The organism is Acidobacterium sp. S8 (assembly GCF_009765985.1).
Lineage (GTDB): Bacteria > Acidobacteriota > Terriglobia > Terriglobales > Acidobacteriaceae > Alloacidobacterium.
Genome location: NZ_LMUM01000028.1, coordinates 367447 through 382401, shown reverse-complemented (window position 1 = coordinate 382401; position 14955 = coordinate 367447). Strand labels below are relative to the sequence as shown.

Annotated in this window: 10 protein-coding genes; 8 read left to right on the top strand and 2 right to left on the bottom strand. The window is 55.0% G+C overall.

Features of this window, described 5'->3' with window-relative positions; all coding sequences use genetic code 11:
* The coding region (locus GSQ86_RS13365; protein ID WP_216841144.1) for a hypothetical protein at nt 1-410 on the top strand (410 nt) is incomplete at its 5' end.
* A 257-nt stretch (nt 411-667) separates the two neighbouring features.
* On the opposite strand, the gene GSQ86_RS13360 is transcribed toward GSQ86_RS13365, so the two are convergent.
* On the bottom strand, nt 668-2056 hold the full coding sequence (locus GSQ86_RS13360) for a Gfo/Idh/MocA family protein (RefSeq protein ID WP_158750429.1): 1389 nt from the start codon (nt 2054-2056) through the stop codon (nt 668-670).
* A 710-nt stretch (nt 2057-2766) separates the two neighbouring features.
* Here GSQ86_RS13360 and GSQ86_RS13355 point away from each other — a divergent pair.
* The 3 genes from GSQ86_RS13355 to GSQ86_RS13345 are packed head-to-tail and all read left to right on the top strand — an operon-like array spanning nt 2767 to nt 7819.
* Entirely contained in the window at nt 2767-5265 is a 2499-nt protein-coding gene (locus GSQ86_RS13355; protein WP_158750428.1) for an alpha-galactosidase, read from the top strand.
* Entirely contained in the window at nt 5262-6659 is a 1398-nt protein-coding gene (locus GSQ86_RS13350) for a hypothetical protein (protein ID WP_158750427.1), read from the top strand. The genes GSQ86_RS13355 and GSQ86_RS13350 overlap by 4 nt, the downstream gene beginning before the upstream one ends.
* Before the next feature lie 5 nt (nt 6660-6664).
* Complete coding sequence (locus GSQ86_RS13345; protein ID WP_158750426.1) at nt 6665-7819, top strand: tetratricopeptide repeat protein; 1155 nt, start codon at nt 6665-6667, stop codon at nt 7817-7819.
* 13 nt (nt 7820-7832) lie between these two features.
* Here GSQ86_RS13345 and GSQ86_RS13340 read toward each other — a convergent pair whose 3' ends face one another.
* Nucleotides 7833-9563 carry a CRTAC1 family protein gene (locus GSQ86_RS13340; RefSeq protein WP_254062359.1) on the bottom strand — a complete coding sequence of 577 codons (1731 nt, stop codon included), beginning with the start codon at nt 9561-9563 and terminating at the stop codon, nt 7833-7835.
* 221 nt (nt 9564-9784) lie between these two features.
* On the opposite strand from GSQ86_RS13340, the gene GSQ86_RS13335 reads away from it, so the two are divergent.
* The 4 genes from GSQ86_RS13335 (at nt 9785) to GSQ86_RS13320 (ending at nt 14954) form a co-directional block, all read left to right on the top strand.
* Entirely contained in the window at nt 9785-11944 is a 2160-nt protein-coding gene (locus GSQ86_RS13335; protein WP_158750424.1) for a hypothetical protein, read from the top strand.
* A gap of 20 nt (nt 11945-11964) precedes the next feature.
* Nucleotides 11965-12744 carry an SDR family NAD(P)-dependent oxidoreductase gene (locus GSQ86_RS13330; RefSeq protein ID WP_158750423.1) on the top strand — a complete coding sequence of 260 codons (780 nt, stop codon included), beginning with the start codon at nt 11965-11967 and terminating at the stop codon, nt 12742-12744.
* A gap of 15 nt (nt 12745-12759) precedes the next feature.
* Nucleotides 12760-13785, top strand: coding sequence for an L-rhamnose/proton symporter RhaT (locus GSQ86_RS13325; RefSeq protein ID WP_158750422.1), 1026 nt, complete (start codon nt 12760-12762; stop codon nt 13783-13785).
* 290 nt (nt 13786-14075) lie between these two features.
* Complete coding sequence (locus tag GSQ86_RS13320; RefSeq protein ID WP_216841143.1) at nt 14076-14954, top strand: tetratricopeptide repeat protein; 879 nt, start codon at nt 14076-14078, stop codon at nt 14952-14954.
* The last annotated feature ends 1 nt before the right edge of the window (nt 14955 follow it).

Sequence of the window (14955 nt, the reverse complement as noted above, 5' to 3'; positions counted from 1 at the left end):
ACCATGGTTGTATTGGCGGAGTGTACGAAGACAGCCTCAAGCTGGCTGAGTCGGTGGCTTGGTTCAAACAAGCTGTCGGCGAGTATCGGCAAGTGCAGCCCTATTTCTATGGCGACTTCTACCCGCTGCTGCCATACAGCCTCGAAGCAGACGTCTGGACGGCATGGCAATGGGACAGACTGGAAAACAAAGATGGCCTAGTTATCGTCCTGCGCCGGCCTAAGAGCACAATCACGGCGATGAAATTAGATATTCAACATGTGAAGCCTGGGGCATCGTACGAAGTGGAAATACGCCGCACCTATGGCAAAGCCCTGATCAAAGAGATGAAGGGGAGCGAGCTTGCTCATCTGCGAATTGAACTAGCGGATGCGCCGAGCTCCGAGCTTGTTTTCTATCGGCAAAAGTAGTGGTTAAAGCTGTAGTAATTGGTGGTGCCAATGGCAATCACAGCCACTACCAAAAGGAATGACGGCCCTTCCGAAATTCGGACACTCGCGGTCGTTACCGACGCCTCCCGGGTTGCGTCGCTCCAGTCCATCCCGCCATTTCGGGCAAAGTAAACCCACAGGCGAACCACGACGCGTCAAGCCAGAAACCGGAATCACCAGCTGGGTTTGCCAAGCGTCGCTGTCGGTAGCGAGACACCGCAGCGACACGTCTAAGCTCAATATTCGCGTGAAGTCACGATCCCCGGTTGCGGCACAGGATATCGGCCGTCGGCATCAGCAACCAGTGGCGCCGGGGAATCCATGGTGAACTTGTCTGTGTTCGGCGACATTTCGAAGTCGCAGTTGAGCATCTGGTCAAATGTCACTTCCCGGCCGGTGTGGGCGGCCATGCGGCCCATGCTCGAAACCAGGCTGGCTTCCACCCCGCGCTGCACCTCATTGTAGGGCTTATCGTCTCGAATGGCGTCCACCAAATCATTCCATTCGTTTTGATAAGGGTCGTGCTCTTCCGGTTTCACCTTGGATTCCCAAAACATCTTGTTGGTCAGGTCCTGGCTTGCATATAGGCTTGACGGCTGTCCGCAATCGCCTGCCTTCGAGGCTATTCCCGACCCTTTGGTGCCATGCAGATAACTGGAATAGATCTGTTCGCATCCGGGGATGGTGCGCCCGTCGAAAAAGAACTTGGTGCCATCGGAATACGTGTATTCCACTGAGTATGTGTCGAAATTCTGATCCACATACATGATTCCTTCAGGACTGGAGCGGTACTCTCGGCCGCCTAGCGCCTGCGCCTTCACGGGCCACTCGTTCTTCATCCACCCTAACTGATCGATCAAGTGGATATAGAAGTCGTTGAAGCAGCCGCCGCTAGCCCAGATGAAACTGTGGAAGCGCTGCACCTGGTAAAGGAGGTCGGTGATACCGGCCGGTTTCGGAAGCGAGTTGAAATATCCGCCCAGCCCGTGCATCCGGTAGCCCCGTTGCAGAATGATCTCGCCAATCTTGCCATCGTGGACGCGCTTGGCCAGTTCCTGCATCGCGCGATTGTGACGCGACATCAACCCCACGCCGACCTTTAGGTTCTTGGCCTGGGCCTCGTGGCCCAGGTTGAGCATCCGTTTGCTGGTGGGCCCGTCAGCCGTAAGAGGCTTCTCCATAAAAACATTCACACCCTTCTGGATCGCGTAAGTAAAATGCACCCAGCGAAACGCCGGCGGCGTAGCGAAAATGGCGATGTCGCCCGGTTTCAAACAATCCATCGCTTTCTGATAAGCGTCGAAGCCGATGAACTGCCGTTCCTGCGGCACGTCCACCTGGCTGGCAAATTGCGTCTGCAACTTGGTCAGGTCCTTCTGCAGGCGATCCGGGAAGATGTCGGCCATGGCCACCAGCTTGACAGGGCCGCGCTTGACGGAAAGTGCGTTGGCTGCTGCGCCGCCGCCGCGCCCACCGCAGCCGATCAAGGCGACTTGGATCAGGTCGCTGCCGGCAGCGTGGACAGCGGGAATGGTCACGTTGGCCAAAGCCGAAACCGCGGCTAATTTGCCCGTGTTTTTAATGAATTCACGGCGCGACGCCGAGGCTTGCATGGACAATTTCATGGCTGTGCAATCTCCCTATACATATGGTTACCTTTTTGAGGGTACGCAAAAAACATCGAAGACGCTGTACGTCATTCTGGCGCGAGTTTCCCGTCGTCAAGAATAATCTCATTCCCGAGTAATAGCGGTCGAGCGACTGAACAGATCTCGCTAGACGGTGATTCGGCCGCAATGGTACGAAGTGCTACCGGAAGAACCTGAGAAGAATCCGTTTAGAGGTCCACAAATAACCCAAACCTAATGAAATAGAAGATTAGGTTAATTCCCGCTGTTACCAAAAGGTTGAACGCTGTTCGTCATTAACCGGCCATTCTTCCCAGAGTCAACTTAAGTAGAAATGTTTTTCTGCAATTCAAAATCCTGTAGGCTGTGACATGTCTGTTGAGTCTACTCTGCATCCAGATGCGTGGTTCATATTCTCGTTGTCGTAGGTTTGAGGCTCTATCCTCGCACCGCCATCCAAAGCAAGCTACGACTCGCTAGAAGCTCGTCGATGTAACGGCAGCCAGTGGAATTAAGTTTTCAGTACAAAGTTTCCCATACCCACCAAATTTCTCCTCGAGACCATGGGCGCGCTGGCGTGGTTTTGATTACGACTTTGAAGATCAATAGCCGACGCCGGCCAAGCGGAGTTCAGCCAATTGAACGCTGTGGCCGCGAAGCGGTCATATTTGCGATACTCCACCGTTACTGTCCTTTGGTGGCCCGAGATGAAGTCGATTCGCATGCTTCTCGTATTGCCCTATTTGTTGACCGGGATCTGTCACGCAGCGACAACGAGTGACAGCACGACTGCGGCACAACGGTGGGTAGCAGCCAGGTTTCTCGGGGTTAACGAGCCGACCCCTTCTGCAAAGTCATTTTTAGAGGCCCGGCTCAAGCCGAATGCGCTGGTGCGCGATCGTATTGAGGGGCACCCGCTACTGATCGTCGACCAAAAATTCGACAACGGGATCGCAATGCGCTCACCTGGTGAGATTATTGTCCGCTTGTCTGCGAGCGCAAGCAGCTTCCAGGGGACAGTGGGTGTCGACAGCAATGATCTCGGTTATTACGCCAACACCGGGCGAGGTAACGTGGTGGCTTCGGTTGAAGCGGGAGGACGGCAACTCTTCGAGTCACCCGTATTGCATGAAGGCATCAAGGGTATTCCGTTTCGGGTTGAACTTGGAGGCGCGCGCGAGATCACTCTTCGGCTGAAAGCGGTCGGCGAGCGCCCATCCACCTATCAGGCCGAGTGGGATCAGGCGGACTGGGGAGATGCCACTATAACGCTCGCCGACGGTAGCAAGCTGCTACTGTCATCTCTTCCCACCAGCTCTCTAGCGCAGGAGTATTCGCTCAACCCGCCTTTCTCCTTTCAGTTTGGGGACCAGTTATCTGCCGACCTGTTAAAGAAATGGCCCGTCGATCGTAAAACCCGCCAGATGGACGATCAGAGAACAGAGTACACATCGGTCTACCAGGATCCGGCGACTCACCTGGTTGTGCGCTGCGTGGCCGTTGCATATCACGATTTTCCCATCGTCGAATGGACGGTCTACTTCAAAAATGAAGGATCGAAGCAAACGCCGATTTTGCAAGATATCAAGGCCCTTGACGCCGATTTCGAAGGTGACGCGCAGGGCACGATGGTGCTTCATCATCCCCGGGGAAGCAGCGACTCGGCGAACGACTATGAGCCACTGGAAATAGCACTGCCCGCGGGGGCACAGGAGCATTTTGCATCGGTAGGCGGCCGTGGGACCGATGGCGAGATGCCTTACTTCAACCTGGCCGCCCCCGGAAGGGGAGTGATCTTTGCTCTTGGCTGGCCCGGACAATGGTCGCTCGATCTCTCACGCGATCAGTCAGCGCAGGTACACGTAAGAGGAGGGCAGGAATTAACACACTTCTGGCTGGCGCCAGGGGAAGAAGTCCGCACACCACTCGCCGTGGTCCAGTTTTGGGACGGCGATTGGATCTGTGGCCAAAATGTTTGGCGGCAATGGATGCTCGCGCATAATCTGCCCCGCTCCCGGGGAAAGCTTCCTGCGCCTTTTGTTTCCGGAGGAAGCAGCCGCTACACCATCGAGATGCAGTTTGCGACCGAAGAGAATCAAAAGAAATATATCGATCAGACCCTGCAGGACGGCATCCCTATCAACTACTGGTGGATGGATGCCGGATGGTATCCCTTTACGGCGGGATGGTGGAAGACAGGAACATGGGATCCGGATCTAAAGAGGTTTCCTAACGGGCTCAAAGCGGTCGCGGACTATGCTCATGCGAAGAACTTAAAAGTGATTCTCTGGTTCGAGCCGGAGCGAGTGACCCAGGGCTCATGGCTCGACCAGCACCATCCCGAGTGGCTTTTGGGCCCGGATGGAAAAGACAAGCTGCTTGACCTGGGAAATCCTGAAGCCTGGCATTGGTTAGCTGACCATGTGAGCAGCATGATTGCCGATACTGGCATAGACGTTTATCGCCAGGATTTCAATTTTCCGCCGCTGCAGATATGGCGTGCCCACGATGCTCCCGATCGTCAGGGCATTACTGAGATCAAACATGTCGAAGGCTACCTGGCATACTTCGACGAGTTGCGGCGTCGATTTCCGAACCTCTTGATTGACACCTGTGCGTCGGGAGGTAGACGCAATGATCTCGAAACTCTCCGCCGCGCCGTGCCGCTGTGGCGCAGCGACTACCCATACAAACCAATATCCCAGCAAGCGGAGACCTATGGCCTTTCGCTATGGATCCCTTTCTACGGCACGGCGATCAATTCGCTCGACCCATATATCTTCCGCAGCCAAATGACCCCCGCGCTTGGTTTTGGCTTAGATCACCAGCAAATCGAAGGTCAGCATCCGATTGCGGTTCACCTGCTTAAGCAGTGGCGCGACATTGTGGACTACTTTTATGCCAACTTTATCCCGCTCACTCCGTATAGTTTGGAAAGTAGTACATGGATGGCGTGGCAATGGAACCGGCCGGAGGATGGGAGCGGCGTAATTGAGGTGTTTCGCCGCGAGAATAGTCCCTTTACGACAGCGCAGTTTAAGCTGCAAGGCCTGGATCCTGCGGCACACTACAGCGTGAAGAATCTGGATTCGCCGGCGTCGACAGAGTTCACCGGTAAGGTACTGATGCAAGAAGGCCTCGCCGTCACGCTTCAGGATCAACCCGCATCTGCACTTCTCATGTATAGAAAGAGCGCTAAAAAATGACCAGTATCAGCAGGAGAAAGTTTCTTTCGGCCATGGCCATGGCGGGTCTCGGTCGGGCAGTCATGACCGCTTGGCCGGCAAATGCAGAGGAGCCGCTTCTTTCGCGTACGGACCAGGTGTTTCTGGGCGATCAGGCACGCGCCATTCTAGACTCGGCCCGTCTGATGCCGGGGCAAGAGAAAGGAAAGTATCGCAACCTTACTCCCTATGAAGTTCACGTGCCGGGCGGGAACATGGGCTACCCAGCCTTTTGGGTTCGTGATGCCGTGATGATGCTGGAGAGTGATTTTATTGAACTGGCCGAGCTCGAAGGGTGGATTCGCCTGATGTCATCGGTGTTGCGAGACCAGGACTGGAATGTGCGGCTTGGCGTAGTGGTGCCGGCGTACGCCGTTCCCGATCACATCAATCTGGATGGCAAACCCACGTTCTATCCCGGTAACTACGAGACAGGCTCCAAGCAGGGCGGAAATCCGTGGGGAAAGTATCCGCCGTTGGATGATCACTTCTATTACATCTTTGCCGCCTACTATCAATGGAAAAAATCTGGCAACACGGCTTTCTTTCGTTCTCAAATTAAAACCGCGTTTGGTGAGATGCAGCTCGCGGAGCTTTGCCAACGTGTCTATCACGTGGCGCCAAGCGATCCCGCGACGGCGCTGTGCATAGCAGGTGATGTGGATACTGAGAACGCGAAGGACTTCGGTTTTTGTGACAGTGTGTCGAAGAGCGGAAAGCTGCTGTTCGCTTCGGTGTTGAAATATATCGCTGCGTTGCGGCTTGCGGAGCTGTTGAGCGCCGCCGGCCTTGCTGAGAAAACGGCAGCGCTCCGTAGTGACGCCCGTAAGATTAAAGCCGCCATTCCCGCGACTTTTTTGCATCCTTCATCCGATGGAAAAGAAGCATGGCTTGATTCGGCAACCGAGGTTGGGCACCAACCCGATGTTTGGGGCAGCGCCTATGCGGTGTACAGTGGTGCCGTGGATCCCGCGACGGCCACGAAGATTGGCCGCGCTCTTGTCCGCGGCTACCGAGAGAAGACGGCAGTGCGCGAAGGATGCGTAAGGAGCGTGCTATCAAACGACACCGCCAACCCCAACGGTTGGCAAAAAACAGTTTCTGCTCCGGGCGTTTATCAGAACGGCGGATATTGGGGAACGCCGGTGGGGTGGTATCTGGTGGCAATGTACAAGCATGATCGCGCCGCCGCCGCGGCGATGGCGCGTGACTATATCGGATTCCTGCGAAACCACCATCGGGCGGATGGGCTAGCCGAGTCGTGGGAGTGGTTCAACCCGGACACCGGCAGAAATGCAAATCCACTTTATGTCGCAACGATCGATCTTCCTTATGGCTGTCTGTGCGAATCAGGCTTGATTGATCGCAAGAAGTAATCGGCGTGGTAAATTGGCGTGTGATTCGATTCCTGGTTCTGTTTCTTCCTTTGGCAGTTGCGCAGGCGCAGGAGGCCGCCGTGAGCCCGGCGGTCGAGCAACTGGTTGCGGAAGCGCACCAGGCGCAATCGCAAGGCGACCTTTCTACCGCTATCACCAAGTATCAAAAAATCGTGCAGATCGCTCCTCGTCTGGCTGCGGCCTACAACAACTTGGGCATGTTGTATTTGCAGCAGCATGATTTTCCTCAAGCAGTCGCCGTGTTGGAAAAGGGGTTGAAGATCGATCCCAGCGTCGTCGCCACTTCGGCATTGCTTGGGTCGGCACAGTTTTCCATGGGGCAGTACAAGGAGGCGCGTCCGCATCTCGAGGCGGCAGTGCGCGGAAATCCCAAGGACGATTATGCCCGCAGGTTGTTAGCCCGTGATCTGATCAGCCTTAAGGATTACGAAGGTGCAGTGGTCCAGTTGCGCACGATGGTTGCCCACGATCCCAAAGATCAGGATGCGTGGTACCTCCTGGGCAAAGCACATTTGCAGCTCTCTGAGTCCGCCCTGCGGAAAGTGAACGAGATCGATCCCAACTCGGCCCTGTCGCTGGTGATTGCAGGCGAGGTAATGCAGAGCATGGGAAACAGCGACGGGGCGTTGGGCGCTTATAAGAAAGCGGTCGAGATTGCTCCGCAGCAGCCCGGCACGCACGAGCATTTGGCGGATGAATATTGGACGCTGGGAAAATGGGAATCGGCGCGCGATGAATTTCAAGCCGAGCTAGCCAACGATCCAAATAATTGCCAGGCCCGTTGGAAGATGGCGAACTCGTTGCTTAGCATGCATGAGCCGCCTGATCAGGCGTTGAAAGAACTCAATAGAGTCATTGAGCAGTGCTCCGACCTGATGCAGGCTCGAGTAGATCGCGGCCGGGCTTTGATTGCTCTGGGCCAAGCAGGGGATGCATTGCCAGATTTGCTCCTGGCTGAAAAGGCAAACCCCGACGAGCCCACCATCCATTTCTACCTTGCCAATGCTTACCGGGCACAGGGACGCGCCGATGACTCCCACAATGAAATGCAGATTTATCAGAAGCTGATGGACAGCGCGACTCAGTCGGAATCTAAGCGGGCTGCCGAAGAACAGAAGATCATGAAGGACACCCATTAGTCAGAAACTCAAGCTATTGCGGTTTCACGTGTCCGAACCCTTCACGTAAAGTCACCAAGCGGTCGGCGTCGCCCACGTCGAAGATTTCAGTTCGCCCACCGGGCCAGCGAACTTCGATCCACTCCACCTTCGATCTTTGGCCCAGGCCAAAATGCAATCGCAGATCGTTGCTTGAATCGTAGCTGGAACCACTGCGTACTTCATCGACCCAGGTGCGTTCACCCGCGCGCAGTTTTACCCTGGCGCCAATGCCATCGCGGTTCGACTGCACGCCAACCAGGCGCATTCCCAGCCAATGGTTTGCATTCTTTGCCTGGTTTACCAGCACCATCGGATGGTCGTTCATATTGTTGACAACAGCCTCCAGCCGACCATCATTCCACAGGTCGCCGATCGCAAGCCCGCGGCTCGGTCCCGCTACCGTGATCCCTGGGCCGGAAGTCTTGGAGATATCCTCAAATTTCCCGTTGCCGAGATTGTGATAAACGATGCGCGGCTCTCGATAAGTAGATCCGAGCTTCGCGGTGTCCACTTCCGGGTATACGTGGCCATTCACGACTAACAGATCTGGCCAGCCATCGTTGTCTATGTCCATGAACGTCGTTCCCCAACCAAGATCCTGTGAATTGATGCCCACCCCACTTTGAAATGTCAGGTCTGAGAAGCTTCCATTCCCATCGTTGTGGTAGAGGGTAGAACTGTCATCAGAAAAATTTGTCTTGAATATGTCGAGCCTGCCGTCGCCATCGTAGTCGCCGATCGTAGAGCCCATGCCAGCTTGCTCACGGCCTTCTTCATCGAAAGCGACACCAGCATCGGCCGCCACATCGGTAAAAGTGCCATTGTGATTATTGTGATACAGCTGGGCTGGCGTGGAATCGCAAGCGATATAAATATCCGGCCACCCGTCGTCGTCATAATCGATGGTGGAAACGCTGAAGCAGTGGTGTCCGGTTGTATTCTGAATGCCGCTGCTTTTGCTCACATCCTCGAACTTGCCATTTCCAAGGTTGTGGTAGAGGGTGTTGGGAGCGCTGGGTAAGCCACGTGGCCCACAGAAAGTAGGCGCACCCTTCCAAGTGCAATAACTTGCCTGCCCGGGTGCCGGTGTTTCTGCAAGATTGAGATGGACATAGTTGGCAACTATCAGGTCCAGCTTGCCGTCGCGGTCATAGTCGACAAACGCGCAGCCGGTGCCCCACTCTTTTCCTGTACCGGCCACTCCGGCAGCTCCCGCGACTTCCTTGAAAGTTCCGTCTCCCGCATTGTGATAGAGCCTGTTCTTGCCGTAGGCGGTTACATACAGATCGTCGTATCCATCGTTGTCGTAGTCGCCGACGCAAACCCCCTGCCCCCACGCGGTACCAAGTAAGCCGGCGTGTTCCGTTACGTCGGTAAACGTGCCATCGTGATTGTTATGGAAGAGGTGGCTACTCGGCTTGGAAGACATTCCTTGTGATGAGTCATCAAGCGTTGTGCCATTTACAAAAAAAATATCGGGCCAGCCGTCGTTGTCATAGTCCAGGATAGCTACGCCGCTGCCGGTGGATTCAATGATGTAGCGCTTTGATTGAATGCCGCCGTTCACATCGGTCATCCTGACGCCGGCGCTATCGGCTACATCGACAAACCATGCTGGAGGTTGATGATCCCGAGTGGCAGGATAGATGCCGTTCACTGGCGTCGTTGCTGGGGAAGGGAGCAGAAGGAAGGCGGTGATGACCCAGTGGGCAAGGGAGTCCACGTTCCCTCGCAATGACAAGTATTGAAGCCCGGCAAGCATCGGTCCTGATCGTATCGCAAAGCCAGTCTATTCGGTCAGGATTCGTAGCGGTTGAAACTATCAACCGCCATTCCTTGCGCATTTTCTGTCCAACATGCTAATAATGCTGGCATCACAGGTTGACATCACAACAGTGTGCAGGCCAAAATTTGCGCATAGGAATGTACGAAAGAGGGAACGACATGAATCGCAGAGACATGATGAAGCTTGCAGCTACCCAAACGGCCATGGTTGCATTGCCCGCCGTCATAGTAGCGCCTTCGGCACGCGCTGAGTCAAAGTATGCTCCTTCGACGTTGAAGAACGCTCAATTTGAATTGACGGTTACCCCAGGGACGGGGCTTCAGTGCAAGCTGGTCCATGTGCCTACCGGCAAGATCCTTGCAGACGCTTACTCGTATTCTGGCGGCTCTCCCGTCTTTTCCGAGGCGAAAAAAGACGGTGCGTCGATCGTTCTTCAAGGAAAGACGGACCTGGGTCTGGAAATCGTGCATCGATTTACTGTCGACCCAGAGTCCTCATGGATCGAAGAGCAGATTACGTTTACGAACACTGGTTCAGCGCCGCTCGATCTTCACAATGCGCGAAGTGGGTTCGTGCTCCCGTTGCAGCTCGAACGCGGGAAGGTAGAAGACGGCTGGGCGCAACATAAGCTTATTGCCATTCCGTTCCGGCGGGAACCCAATGGCCACCGGCTGCAGTATGCGGACTTTTCTCTGGATCAGATTCTTACTGGACCATATTCATCTGAACTCTGGACGATGAATACTAGCGTGACGCCTGGGTTTGCTGCTGAAGGATGGGTATGGACGGATGGCAAGCAGGGCGTTCTCGTCTCGAAATTCAGTCCAGGCGGTTTGGAGTTTGCCGTTCTGGACCGGGTGGCTCTGCCGCAAAACAAAGTGGGGTTCCGCTGGGGCGGCATCGGCATTTACCGAGGCAATCCTGAGCACGGAGCGTGGCTCAAACCGGGTGAGTCACATAAATTCGGGGTTACGCGCGTCACGGCCTTTTCCGGCGATTGGATGCAGGGCTACTATACCTTTCGCGGTGAGATGGAAAAACGCGGACAGGGAGTTCCCGACGGATTCAACCCGCCGGTTCATTGGAACGAGCTCTATGACAACAAGCTATGGTGGCTTCCCGGCGACGAGCAGAATAATCCCGCAATGAGAAAAGAGTATTACACCCTGGCAAGCATGAAGGAGGAGGCCGCCAAGGCGAAAGCTATCGGCTGCGAAGCTCTCTACCAGGATCCCGGCTGGGACACGAGCTTTGCTTCGAAGGTCTGGGATGAGGAGAGGCTTGGTTCATACAAGGCATTCACAACGATGCTAAAGACAGACTACGGATTGAAGTCTTCCCTCCATACTCCTTTGTCCGGCTGGTGCGACCCAAGCTCATATCCGCAGGATGCTCACCGACTCGACCGTTTTGGGGAGCGAGCCATGTGGGATCGCTCCAGCGGGTTTCAGGATCCAGTGCTCTGCGGAGCATCGCAACAATACCTCAACGTCACGCTCGAACGCCTTAGAGCCCTTTGCCAAGGCGGCGCCGCCTTCTTCATGTTTGATGGAACGATGTACCACGAGGAGTGCTGGGACCCCAATCACGGGCATCAGGTGCCGTCGAGACTGGAAGAGCATTGCCAGGCCACATGCCGCCTGGCGCGGATGGTCCACGCTGAGTTTCCCGAAGTCTTGATCGAGATGCACGATCCGGCCCTCGGCGGGGCACCGATGCGCGGCTGCCCGATCTACTACGGTTACGGAAAGTGTCCTGAAGGCGAGGAGGTATGCCAGGCACTGGGCTTTGATACGGTATGGGCCTTTGAGTTGATGTGGAAGCCGATGGAAGATCTCACGAGCGGCCGCAGCATTGCCCTCTATTACTACAATCTCGCCTATAGCTTGCCGCTATATATTCACATCGATCTCAGGACCGACAATCAGAATGCTTTGGTGTTCTGGTGGAACGCCTCTACCAATCGGCACCTCGGCATCGGCGGCACCCACCCTGATCCCGCGGTTCGCCAGGCACAGAAAGAAGGCATGGCCAACTATCGGCGTCTGAAGCCCTATTTTGCAGTGGGCGGGTTTTATGGAATTGATGAGCAGACGCACGTGCATGCAGATCGGCAGGGAAAGACAGCAGTGATGAACTGCTTCAACTTGGATAACCATGCAATTGAAAAGGAGATTCGATTTGAACCGGCAAAGCTGGGCCTTACATCGGGTAAGAATTATCAATTTGTCGGCGCCGCATTCAGCCGATCCAGCGATGCCTACGTGGGCAAAGTGAGCATTCCCGCATTAGGGCATACACTCGTCGAAGTCACTTAGAAATATCGAGGGTCAAGAGAATGGATCTCAGCAATAAAGTAGCAATTGTGACCGGCGGAGCCAAGGGCATTGGTCTCGCCAGCGCGGAGTGCATGCTTCGCCAGGGTGCGGAGATAATGATTGTGGATTGGAGCAGAGATGCGGCGTCCGATGCAGTCAAGAGTTTAACTGCCCTATCCAAAGGCGTCGATTCCGTGGCTGCCGATATTTCCAATGTGGCTGACGTTGAGAAAGCAATCCTGGCCACGGTCGATCGTTTTGGCGGCATCGATGTTCTGGTAAACAACGCTGGTATTCAGACCTTCGGCGATCCGGTGACCACCACGGAAGAAGTCTGGGACAAAACCATGAACGTCAACCTGAAAGGGCACTGGTTGATGTCGAAGTACGCTATCCCGGAGATGTTGAAGCGCGGCAAGGGCTCGATTGTCAATGTCTCCAGCGTGCAGGGGTTGGCGTCTCAGAAGAACGTCGTCGCCTATTCCACCAGCAAACACGCCATGATTGGCCTGACGCGATCGATGGCAGTCGATATGGCGTCGCGCAACGTTCGCGTGAACTGTGTCTGCCCCGGCACCGTCAACACGCCCATGATCCAAAGCATCATTGAACTCGACACGAATCCGGGCAAACTGAAAAGTATTCTAGACAAAATGCACCCTCTGGGGCGTATTGCGCAACCATCGGAAATAGGAGAAGTGATCGCGTTTCTGGCCAGTGACAGGGCCAGCTTCATGACGGGTTCTATCGTTGTCGTCGATGGCGGCCTTCTCGTGCCGATTGCTGGTTCACCGGAATAAGAAGGACGATCGAGCTTGAATCTAAGTCTTACGGAAATCGGCATCGTCACAGGTTTTTTGCTGGTTCTGCTCGCGGCGGTCATGAACGGCGCCTATGCCATTCCCATGCGGCTCATGTCCCGCTGGAAATGGGAAAACATCTGGCTATTGTGGACGGTGTTGAGTCTGTGGGCTATTCCTGTCGCGATGACGTGGGCTGCCGTGCCTCACCCGATCGATGCCTTCCAACAAACACCGTTAGCATCTCTTTTGCGCATGGGTCTGATGGGCTTGTTATGGGGCGCGGGAGTTCTGCTACTGGGCATGTCTTTTCCGTTGGTCGGGGTTGCCGTGGGAGCAGCAGTCGGCCTGGGATGTGCGGCAGCCATGGGCACGCTTTTGCCCATTCTCTACGCCGGCACATCGATGCAGGCATCGACAAGTGTACTAGTTGCGTTGGGCGTTCTCATGGTGTTAATCGGTGTAGGCGTGTGCGGATTCGCCGGGCGAGCGCGTGAGCAACATCAAGGAACGGGAACCATGATAGCGGGCCACTCGATGCGAGGATTTTTGTATGCCGGAATAGGTGGTACGCTCACCGCCGCTCTCAATTTGGCGCTTGCGGCGGGTGCCACCATTACTGCCGCGGTCGCACAACAACATCCTTCAACATCCGCGGCAAGCATTGCTGTGTGGCTTCCGGTTCTTCTGGCAGGCGGTATTCCGGGAGTGGTATATACGCTCAGCCTCCTAGTCCGAAATCGTACCTTCGGCCTCTTTCGCGCAGGCGGAACGGCCGGCTATTGGCCGCTGGTAGTGATGATGGGCTTGCTTTGGCTGGGGAGCATTGTGGTCTATGGGAATGGGGTAATAAAAATCGGCGCGCTCGGCCTGGTGGTTGGATGGCCGGTGTTTATGTCCGGAGCAGTGATCGCCAGTGCGGGGTGGGGTTCGCTATTTGGAGAATGGAAGAACTCGGGCAAGACGGCGAAAGTTTCCATGACGGCAGGTGTTGTCTGTTTAATGATCGCCATCACGATCCTTAGCAGAGCGGGCCACTAAAACGTTTTCCACAAATGGTGTAAGCGAAGAAGCAGCATGAAACGCAAAGAATACTTGTACATCGCTGCTTACAAAACGCGATAATATTTGTGAGTCGCCGCTACTATATTCTTTCTGAGGTTGATTTTTGGTGTGGTGTCGATGTGGTAAAAAGTCGACGGATAAGGCGTGCTTACGTATCGCTGTGTATTTCCGCTCAGATTTTGTCGAGCGTATCGATTGTGCCGGCCCAGGATCAGTCAAAGCAAACTCCAACGATTTCCTTAGCTCCCGAGCGGCCGCAGCAAGTGGTGCCACCCTTATCGTCGGAGACGCAGGATCCGCTGTTACTGCGTGCTCACCAAGCTGCGGAAGACGGATCGTTTGCCAGCGGAGATGCTACGATTCGAGAATTTCTCAGGCAGCACCCATCTTCGGCAGACGCACATTACCTCTTGGGCTACATTCTCTACCGCGAACTTCGCGCGAAAGAATCCCTGAGTGAGTACACGCTCGCGGCGCAAGATCGAAAGCCGACCGCGCTGGAGTTGGAGATCGTCGCTCTGGACTATGTGCTTCTAGGTGACTTCGTCGACGCCGACCGTTGGTTGACCACGTCGCTTTCCTGGGAGCCGTCAAATGCTTTGGGTTGGTATTACCTCGGCCGTGCCAAATATAACGAGAATCGCTTTGCCGAGGCCATCGACGCCTTTAATTTTTGCTTGAGGCTAGAACCACGCAACGTGAAAGCCGAAGACAACATTGGCCTTTCAGAGCAAGGTTTGAATCGTCCCGAAGAAGCCGCCAAGGCATTTCAACTCGCGATCAGCTGGCAAGAGAGAACGAACGAGAAAAATGCGCAACCGTTTCTTAACTTCGGGAGTCTGCTTACGCAAGAGGGGAAAGCAGACACAGGCCTACTTTACTTGCTGAAAGCAGCGGAGATGGCTCCTCGAAATCCCAAGTGTCACGAGGCGTTGGGACGTGCCTACGCCGAGCTGAAACAGCTGAAAAGTGCCCAGGTAGAGTTTGAAGAGGCTGTGCAACTCGCGCCGAACAGTTCCAGCGTGCGCTTTGAACTAGCCATGAACTATCGCGAACAGGGATTGAAAGAGCAGGCAAAACAAGAGTTCGATCGCTGTGCGGCTCTCAACGCGACTCATTCATCGGTGGAGACGCCGAACCAATAGT